Source organism: Mesorhizobium sp. M1A.F.Ca.IN.022.07.1.1 (genome assembly GCF_003997575.1).
GTDB lineage: Bacteria > Pseudomonadota > Alphaproteobacteria > Rhizobiales > Rhizobiaceae > Mesorhizobium.
In genome coordinates this window covers 1-2607 of sequence record NZ_RZST01000530.1, presented here as the reverse complement: position 1 = coordinate 2607, position 2607 = coordinate 1, and the positions used below count along the sequence as shown (strand labels likewise).

Here is a 2607-nt window from a genome sequence, read left to right as displayed (position 1 = left end):
GCGCGGCGCGGACATTCTCGGCCTGCGCGACCTTGCCTTCGACCGAGGACCAGACGCCCAGCCATTCCAGCGCCGCCTTGCCGTATTTGCCGGCGGGCACCGCCTTGAAATCCCCCATGGCGAGCCGACCGTCGCGGATGAGCCCGGCGAGATCGAAGCCCTTCTCGACCTTCGCCTCGACCTTGGAATCTTGCGGCGCCACGAGCACTATCTGGTTGCCGAGCAGCTTCACCTCGGTGTCGGGCCTGGTCAGCTTCTTGTCAGACAGATACTTCATCCATTCGAGGTCTGCCGAGACGAAGACATCGGCTGGCGCGCCGCCCTCGATCTGCTTGGCCAGCGCCGAGCTTGCCGCATAGGAAATCGTGGCCGCTTCGCCGACCTCGGGCTCGCAGGCCTTGTTGACCACATCGAGCGCGTCCTTGAGACTGGCCGCGGCGAACACGATCACCTTGTCGTCGGCGTGGGCTGCCGGCACAGCCGCCATCAGCGCTGCCGTCAGTCCGCCAATGGCCATCACCTTCAATCCAAAACCCTTGCCCGTCATGAAACCTCGCCCTCTTCTGAAAATCCGTTCGGTTCGAGCTCTGATTCGATATATCCGGATGAACATAACAAGAAAAGGATTTTTAGGCTCCGCGCCGTTGCACGACAGGATCCCACCAGCCCACGGTGAAGTCCGTTCGATACAGCGAGGCATAGGTAGATGTAGATCAGCGCCGGCAATGTCCTAAAGGCAAGGTCACAGAAATCGTCGAGGGATCGACCACCTCGCATGTCAGGATAGCTATCGGGGGCGGCGTCCTCGACACGGCTTCGATCACCAACGAAGCGGTGGCCGATCTGCGACTGGGCAAGCAGACCTATAGGTGATCAAGGCCTCCGACGTCGTCGTCGGGATTGACTGGCGACTTGAGCGCTGGCAGCGCTCAAACTGGGCCTTATACCGCGATCGGCGCCTTGATATTGGCGTCCGCAAAATAGTTCTCGAGGCGGATATCCTCGAAGCGGAAGGCAAAAAGATCCTTCACATCCGGGTTGATCCACATTGTCGGCAGCGGCTTCGGCGTGCGCCGCATCTGCTCGCGCGCCTGATCGAAATGGTTCGAGTAAAGATGCGCATCGCCGAGCGTATGGACGAAATCGCCAGGCTTCAGGCCGGTGACCTGCGCCACCATCATCGTCAGCAGGGCGTAGGATGCGATGTTGAACGGCACGCCCAGGAAAATGTCGGCCGAGCGCTGGTAGAGCTGGCAGGAGAGCCGGCCTTCCGAAACGTAGAACTGGAACAGGCAATGGCAGGGCGGCAGCGCCATCGCCTCCACTTGGGCCGGATTCCAGGCTGAGACGATCAGCCGGCGCGAATTGGGATTCTTGCGTATCTCCTTGAGAAGGGCGGCGATCTGGTCGATCTCGCCGCCGGGCCCATCCGGCCATGAGCGCCACTGCCTGCCGTAGACAGGGCCGAGATCGCCGTTCTCGTCGGCCCATTCGTCCCAGATGGTGACGCCGTTGTCGTTGAGATATTTGATGTTGGTATCGCCGGCCAGGAACCACAGCAACTCGTGGATGATCGACTTCAGATGCAGCTTCTTGGTGGTGGTGACCGGGAAGCCGCGTGAAAGGTCGAAGCGCATCTGGTAGCCGAACACCGACCGCGTGCCGGTACCGGTGCGGTCGCCGCGATCGGCGCCGTTCTCCAGCACATGCTTCAACAGGTCGAGATATTGGCGCATCGGCTCGGCCTCGATTCGGATGACAAGCGATCATAGCCGACTGGCCGTCGGTCGAATACCCAAAGCCTACAGGTGTCGATCCGGCGCCGGAAAATCGACGGCGCCGGCACGTTGCCATGCCGGCTGCCGATAGCCTTGCCTCAGAGAGAACCCAGTTTGCCCAGATCCTTCGCCACCAGATAGTAAAAAGTCACGCGGCTCTTGGTGTTGTCGGCGGCCATCGCCTTGCACGCCTTCTCGATCGAGGCGTCGGCCTTCTTGGCGTCGACAATCCCAAGCTTCTTGGTCACCCAGTTGTCCCGGACGCGCTCGAGCTCCTTCGGGTCTGCGCAGGAGACCAAGGAGGAATCGCGGTTCCTGAGCGCGATGCCCAGATGCTTGACGATCTTCTCGACCGCATCGGCGCTGGCGCCGGCATCGTATTTCTTCACATCCGCAAGATAGTCGGCCATGAAACTTCCCCTCGTCGGCGCCACGGATCCGATCGATGAGGCTTGTGGCGCGCCGCGCAACTTGTGCGCTAGGTCAGGATATTCCTCATCGCCGGCGGAGCTTCGATTGAGTAGACGCGCAAGTCAACCCTCGGCTGTCGAGTTTGGCGCAGGGGACAAGCCTCGACTTGGCCCTTTCATTTTCCGTAACCGCTCCCTATATTCGCTTCGTCGGCTTGACCGACTATGGCGATAAACAGGCGATGAAATAAGCCGTTCGGACCCGGGGGCGGTACCCGGCGCCTCCACCAAAAACCGCTCTTCCAAAGGGAGCGGCTTTTGCTGGGGGCGAAATAGGATCGACGAAGGTGTAAAGATCGTACTTTTGCCCGGCATTGTACCACCGTCATCGGGCTAAACTTATAGTTGCCAACGACAAC

Annotated in this window: 3 protein-coding genes, 1 other RNA gene and 1 pseudogene; 2 read left to right on the top strand and 3 right to left on the bottom strand. The window is 60.5% G+C overall.

Going from position 1 to position 2607, the window contains the following annotated elements; all coding sequences use genetic code 11:
• The coding region (gene modA, locus EOA75_RS31680) for a molybdate ABC transporter substrate-binding protein (RefSeq protein ID WP_127326050.1) at positions 1–547 on the bottom strand (547 nt) is incomplete at its 3' end.
• Between the two features lie 203 nt (positions 548–750).
• Here modA and EOA75_RS31675 point away from each other — a divergent pair.
• A pseudogene (locus EOA75_RS31675) lies at positions 751–905 on the top strand (TOBE domain-containing protein); the annotation flags it as partial.
• A 36-nt stretch (positions 906–941) separates the two neighbouring features.
• Here EOA75_RS31675 and EOA75_RS31670 read toward each other — a convergent pair.
• Both EOA75_RS31670 and EOA75_RS31665 read right to left on the bottom strand, forming a co-directional pair.
• On the bottom strand, positions 942–1736 hold the full coding sequence (locus EOA75_RS31670; RefSeq protein ID WP_127326049.1) for a thymidylate synthase: 795 nt from the start codon (positions 1734–1736) through the stop codon (positions 942–944).
• 140 nt (positions 1737–1876) lie between these two features.
• Complete coding sequence (locus tag EOA75_RS31665; RefSeq protein ID WP_127326048.1) at positions 1877–2188, bottom strand: DUF2853 family protein; 312 nt, start codon at positions 2186–2188, stop codon at positions 1877–1879.
• A gap of 170 nt (positions 2189–2358) precedes the next feature.
• Between EOA75_RS31665 and ssrA the strand changes: the two genes are divergently transcribed.
• Positions 2359–2607, top strand: a transfer-messenger RNA (tmRNA) gene (ssrA, locus tag EOA75_RS31660); the annotation flags it as partial.